At 73.6% G+C, this 5,989-nt stretch carries 4 protein-coding genes; 2 read left to right on the top strand and 2 right to left on the bottom strand.

Annotation, left to right across the window (positions count from 1 at the left end):
* Nucleotides 1-134: 134 nt before the first annotated feature.
* Nucleotides 135-1,082: an aldo/keto reductase gene (locus ACFV0Q_RS37205; protein WP_385011847.1), complete on the bottom strand. Its 948-nt coding sequence runs from the start codon at nucleotides 1,080-1,082 to the stop codon at nucleotides 135-137.
* A gap of 90 nt (nucleotides 1,083-1,172) precedes the next feature.
* Nucleotides 1,173-2,972, bottom strand: a complete 1,800-nt coding sequence (locus ACFV0Q_RS37200; protein WP_385011846.1) for a beta-galactosidase family protein — start codon at nucleotides 2,970-2,972, stop codon at nucleotides 1,173-1,175.
* Between the two features lie 200 nt (nucleotides 2,973-3,172).
* Here ACFV0Q_RS37200 and ACFV0Q_RS37195 point away from each other — a divergent pair, with 200 nt between their 5' ends.
* The gene (locus tag ACFV0Q_RS37195; RefSeq protein ID WP_385011843.1) at nucleotides 3,173-4,357 is read left to right on the top strand and encodes a substrate-binding domain-containing protein; all 1,185 of its coding nucleotides are present in this window, start codon (nucleotides 3,173-3,175) and stop codon (nucleotides 4,355-4,357) included.
* A gap of 127 nt (nucleotides 4,358-4,484) precedes the next feature.
* Nucleotides 4,485-5,804: an ABC transporter substrate-binding protein gene (locus tag ACFV0Q_RS37190; RefSeq protein ID WP_385011841.1), complete on the top strand. Its 1,320-nt coding sequence runs from the start codon at nucleotides 4,485-4,487 to the stop codon at nucleotides 5,802-5,804.
* Nucleotides 5,805-5,989: the final 185 nt, after the last annotated feature.

Below are 5,989 nucleotides of genomic sequence, written 5' to 3'. Positions count from 1 at the left end.
CGGTATCCGTCACTGCGGCTCCGTCCCTCCGGCACCGGGCCGCCGTCACGGTCCCGTTCTGTCCGGCACTCTGCGGGAGGGGCCGGTCCCGGGTGCGCAGCCCGCGCCGGGCACCCGGGTGAAGCGCCGCCGGGTTACGCCGGGACGGCCGCCGCGGAGTCGATCTCGGCCAGCAGTTCGGGCTCCAGCGGACGGTCGGCCACCGCCGCGTTGGCGCGTACCTGCTCGGCGGAGGTGGCGCCGGCGATGACGGAGGCGCAGCCGGGCTGGGCGGAGAGCCAGCCGATGGCGAGTTCCAGGAGGGTGCGGTCGTACTTCTCCGCGATCGCCGCCAGGGCCTCCACCGTGTCGAGGCGCTCCTCGGTGAGGTAGGAGTCGCGCCCTTCGAGGCGGGAGCCGGGCGGTACGGGGGCACCGCGGCGGATCTTGCCGGTGAGGAGGCCGTTGGCCAGGGGGAAGTACGGCAGGACGCCGACGCCGTAGTGCCGGGCGGCCGGGACGAGTTCCCGCTCGGCGGAACGCTGGAGCAGCGACCACTCGTTCTGCGCCGACACGAAGGGGACGGCGCCGTTCTCGCGGGCCGCGTGGGCGGCTTCGGCGAGCTGCCAGCCGCTGAGGTTGGAGTGTCCGATGTAGCGGATCTTGCCTTCGGCGACGAGCTCGGTGAGCGCGCCGAGGGTTTCAGCGATGGGCGTGGCGGGGTCGGGGCTGTGCAGCTGGTAGAGGTCGATGTGGTCGGTCTCCAGGCGGCGCAGGGACTCCTCTACGGCGCGCCGGATGTAGCCGCGGCCGCCCCGGGATCCGGCGGCGGGCCCGTAGCCCATGTCGACGCCGTCGTAGCCGAACTTGGTGGCCAGCACCACCTGGTCCCGGCGGCCCTTGAGGGCCTGGCCGAGGTGGCTCTCGGATCCGCCGGCGCCGCCGTAGATGTCGGCGGTGTCGAGGAGGGTGATGCCCGCGTCGAGGGCGGCGTCCACGACGGCACGGGTGGCCGGGGCGTCGAGGCGGCTGCCGAAGTTGTTGCAGCCGAGGCCGACGGCGGAAACCTGCAGTCCTGAACTGCCCAGCGGGAGATAGCGCATTAGGGTTCTTCCTCCACACTCGTTCGATGCATGATCAATCAATCGGACCGAGTCTAGGCACAAGGGCCACCGCCGGCACGGTGTCCGGGCTCACGGCTCCAGGGTGACGACCGTGGGGCGGCCGAGGTCGGGCCGGTCGCGCAGGGGCAGGACGCCGCCGGGGCGTTCCAGTTCGAGCAGGACGATCTCGTTGGGTCCGGCGTGCCAGAGGGGAGCGGGCGCGTACAGGGTGCGCTGGGGGCCGCGCGGGGTGTCGTAGTGGCCGAGGAGGAAGCCGTTGAGCCAGATCAGGCCGGTGCCCCAGGCGGAGAGGTCGATGAAGCCGTCGGCGGGGGCGGCGGACTCCGTGTGGGTGAAGCGGTGGAAGGCGGGGGTGCCGTCGGAGGGGTGGCCGGTGGTCCAGTCGAGGCTGGTGAGGGCCGTGAGGTCGGTGAGCGGCAGGGGGCGGATCTCCCACTCGAAGAGGTGCTGGTGGCCGTGGCGGACTCCGCGCCAGATGCCCTTGCGGTCGTCGAGCAACGGCCCGTAGTTCACCCGGCCCTGGGCCCGGACGAGGAGGTCGAGGACCACCCCGCTCTCGCCGACGGCCAGGTCGAGGCCCTCGTCGGGGGCGTTGCGGTCGAGGACGCCGAGGGGGCGTCCGTCGGCGAAGACGTACGCGCGGTCGCCGAGCCCGTCGATCCGTACGGGCATCGCGGGGCGCGGGCCGGTGATGGTGGTGCGGTAGTGGATCAGCCCGTGGGCCTGGCCCAGCTTCTCCATCGACTCGGGCGCGGGACGCAGGTGGGGCGGGCCGCCGAGGAGGTCGAGGGCGGCGAGCAGGGGCGCGCTGCCCGCCGGGGTCGCCATGGCGGGGGTCATCCGGGGGCGCGGCGCGGGCAGCGGGTCCGGCGGGAGGGGCACGTACGTGCCGATGACCTCGCGGAACGCGTGGAACTTGGGGGTGAGTTCGCCGGCCTCGCCGATCGGCGCGTCGTAGTCGTAGCTGGTGACGGTGGGCTGGTATCCGGGGTCGCAGGGGCGGGATCCGGTGTGGTTGGCTCCCGCCCAGAAGCCGAAGTTGGTGCCGCCGTGGGCCATGTAGAGGTTGACGGAGGCTCCGGTGGCGAGGAGTTCGTCCAGCGCGTCGGCGGCGTCCTCGACTGCGCGCACGTGGTGGTCCTCGCCCCAGTGGTCGAACCAGCCGATCCAGAACTCCATCGCGGTGAGCGGGCCGGTGCGCTGGTAGCGGCGCAGGGCGGCGAGCCGTTCGGCGGGGCGCGCGCCGAAGGTCGCGGTCGCGAGGCGGCCGGGGACCGTACCGCCCTGGAGCATCGCGTCCTCGGGGCCGTCGGCCGTGAACAGCAGGCAGTCGACGCCGCGTTCGACCAGGGCCCGTTCGACGTGGGCGCGGTAGCGGCGGTCGTCGCCGTAGGAGCCGTACTCGTTCTCGATCTGTACGGCGACCACCGGGCCGCCCCGGCCCGCGAGGAGGGGCAGCAGCTCGGGGACGACGAGGTCGAACCAGCCGTCGGCCTCGGCCTGGAACCGGGGGTCGGAGCAGCGCAGGTGCAGGCCGTCCACGGCGAGCAGGCGCGCGGGCAGGCCCCCGAAGTCCCATTCGGCGCAGATGTACGGGCCGGGGCGGACGATGGCGTCGAGGCCGAGGTCCTGGGCGGTGCGCAGGAAGCGGCCGACGTCGCGCCATCCGGTGAAGTCGGCCTGTCCGGGGGCCGTCTCGTGGAAGTTCCACGGGACGTAGGTGTCCACGGTGTTCGCGCCCAGGGCGCGGAGCCGCCGGAGCCGGTCCTCCCACAGGTCGGGGTGGACCCGGAAGTAGTGCAGTGCGCCCGAGACGATGCGGTGGGGGCGTCCTGCGCGGCGGAATCCGTCCTGGTCGTGCGTGAGCATGCGCTGACTCCCGGGAGAGGGGCGAGATGCCGTGGGGTGCCGGACGCCGCCGAATATATGAACGAGCCGTCCGCGCCGTCAATGACCGGTTGAACGCAATCGATCGAATCGATCGTTTCGATTGCCTATGATGGCGGGGACGCCGGACCGACCCGAGTCGACCCGACTCGACTCGACCAGACGGACCCCAGGGGGACATCGTGCGACCACATGTGGACCAGCGGCAGGCTCAGGTGCTCGCGCTCGTCCGGGCCCGGGGCAGTGTGCGGGTGGCGGAGCTGGCCGGTGAGCTGGGGATCTCCCCCGTGACGCTGCGGAGGGACGTCGAGGCGATGGCGGCCCGGGGGGAGATCCACCGGATGCACGGGGTGATCAGCCGGGTGGAGGAGCCGGCTCCTGGGGCGGGACCGGACCGCGCCCCGGCCGGTGCGGGCGCACGGGCGGGGTCGGTCGCGGGCGCTGGTGGGGGTGCCGGTCTCGTGGTCGGGATGGTGGTGCCGACGACCGAGTACTACTACGCCGACGTCGTGCGGGGCGCGCGGGAGGTGGTCGAGGCGCGGGGCGCCCGCCTGACCGTGGGGCTGACCCGGTACCTGCCGGGCGAGGACCGGACGCAGGCCGACCGGCTGCTGTCGACCGGGGCCGACGGGCTGCTGCTGACCCCGAACTGGGAGTCCGGCTCGCCGGGTCCCGGGGAGGGCGCGTGGACGGCGGGGCTGCCGGTGCCGGTGGTACTGGTGGAACGGTGGGCTCCGCCGGGGCATCCGGGGGCGGCGCTGGACCGGGTGGTGTCGGATCACGCGCACGGGGCGGCGGGGGCCGTGCAGCACCTGGCGGAGCGGGGGCACCGGCGGATCGCGCTGGCCAGCCAGGAGACGCCGACGACGGCGCGGCTGCGGGCCGGGTACGAGGCGGCCGTGGCGGCTCTCGGGCTGGAGCCGGCGCCGCCGTGGCCGGCGGTGGAGTCCGGGGCGGGTACGGGGTCGGGCGCGGGCGATGCGGGGGCGGATGCCCAGGACGGCGGGGGTGCGGGGGCGGGTGCGGGCGCGCTGTCGGTGGCGGACCGGTTCGCGCGGACCCTGGACTACCTGTGCGGGGCCGTGACCTCGGGCGGGGTGACCGCGGCCCTGATCCACAGCGACACGGACGCCATCATGCTGATCCCCCGGCTGCAGGCGCGGGGCGTACGGGTGCCCGAGGACCTGGCCGTGATCACCTACGACGACGAGGTGGCCGGGCTGGCCGACGTACCGCTGTCGGCGGTGGCGCCGGCCAAGCGCGAGGTGGGCGCACGGGCGGCGGCCCTGCTGCTGGACCGGCTGTCGGGGGACGAGGGTCCGCGCCAGCACTTGGAGCTGCTTCCCCGGCTGAATGTCCGTTCATGACGATCACCACGAACTGATTGTTTTGATCGAGTTGCGCATTCGCTCTTGACGGTGTGCGTGTTCGTGCAAAAGATGGGCCGCGTTCTCCCATCCGCCGCCGTACGCGGTCGTCCGTAGGAGCCGAATCATGTCGCGCAGCTTCCGCACTCCCCGTCTCGCCCTCACCGCCTCCGCGTCGCTCGCCTCGCTCGCCCTCCTCGCCACCGCGTGCGGCCAGGAGCCCGGGGCGGACGTGCCCGGAGCGGCGGGGGCGTCCGCGCAGCCGGTCACCCTCACGTACTGGTCCTCCTCGGCGGGTGCGCAGCAGACGGCGGACGCGTTCAACACGACGCATCCGAACATCCAGGTGCGGTTCTCGGCGGTGCCGGGCGGGCCGGACGGGGCGGCCAAGCTGGCGAACGCCGTCAAGGGCGGCAACGCGCCCGACATCGCCACGATGGACTACTCGGCCCTCCCCGAGTTCGCGAGCGGCGGCAACCTGGAGGATCTGAGCGCGACCTCCGGCAAGCTCGTCTCCGAGAAATTCCCGGAGGCGGTCCAGTCGCTGGTGAAACTGGGCGGCCGGACGTGGGCGGTGCCGTTCGACGTCACCCCGCTCGAACTCTTCTACCGCAAGGACGTCTTCGAGAAGCACGGGGTGGCCGTGCCGAAGACGTGGGAGGAGTACAAGGCCGCCGGCGAGAAAATCAACAAGGCCGATCCGTCGGTACGGATCACCAACTTCGGCGGTGGCGACCCGGCGGTGCTGGCCGGGCTGTCGTGGCAGGCGGGCGCCAAGTGGTACGGGACCGAGGGCGACAAGTGGAAGGTCGCGATCGACGATCCCGCGTCGAGAAGGGTCGCCGAGTACTGGAACGGGCTGCTGGCCTCGGGCATCGCCTCCAAGACCCCGCTGTGGGGCGAGGGCGAGGCGAAGGAGCGCAGCTCGGGGCAGGTCGCGACGGTGATCGGAGCGGCCTGGACGGCGGGCACCTTCCCGGCGAACTACCCGGACCTCAAGGGCAAGTGGGGCATCGCCCCGCTGCCGACGTGGGACGGCAAGCCCGCCACGGGGATGTACGGCGGCACCTCGTACATCGTGCCGAAGGGCAGCAGGCAGACGAAGGCGGCCGCGGAGTTCATCCGGTGGGTCACCACCGAACCGGAGGCGATCAAGGCCCGGCTGAGCTCGCTGAAGGCGCCGAGCAGCGCACTGCCGGCCAGCCCCGAGATGCGGAAGGAGGCGGCGAAGCTCTTCGACGCCTCGTACTTCGAGGGGCAGGACCCGTACGCCATCGCGAGCGAGGCGGCGGGGACCGTACTGCCCGGCTGGACGTGGGGGCCGGTGCAGCTCCAGGTCAGCGCGGCGCAGGGGGCGGCCGGCGCGGACCAGGTGAAGGCCCTGTCGGAAGGCCAGTCGGCCGCCGAGAAGGCCGTCACGTCCCGCGGCCTGACCCTGGCCGACTGATGCCCGCCCGCCGCCCGCACCCGGCCCCCGCGGCAACCCCGCCCAACACCCCGACCGCGCCGGACGCGCCCCACGGATCCGTCCCCCATGCCGGCGCCACCGGCCCTCCCACCCCCTGCGCCCCACGGGCCCCCGCCCCCCCGGGGACAGACCACGGGGACCGGGCCGGGGGCCCCGGGCCCCAC

The sequence above is a fragment of the Streptomyces sp. NPDC059564 genome (genome assembly GCF_042735575.1).
Taxonomy (GTDB): domain Bacteria; phylum Actinomycetota; class Actinomycetes; order Streptomycetales; family Streptomycetaceae; genus Streptomyces.
This window is presented reverse-complemented; position numbering and strand designations above follow the sequence as displayed.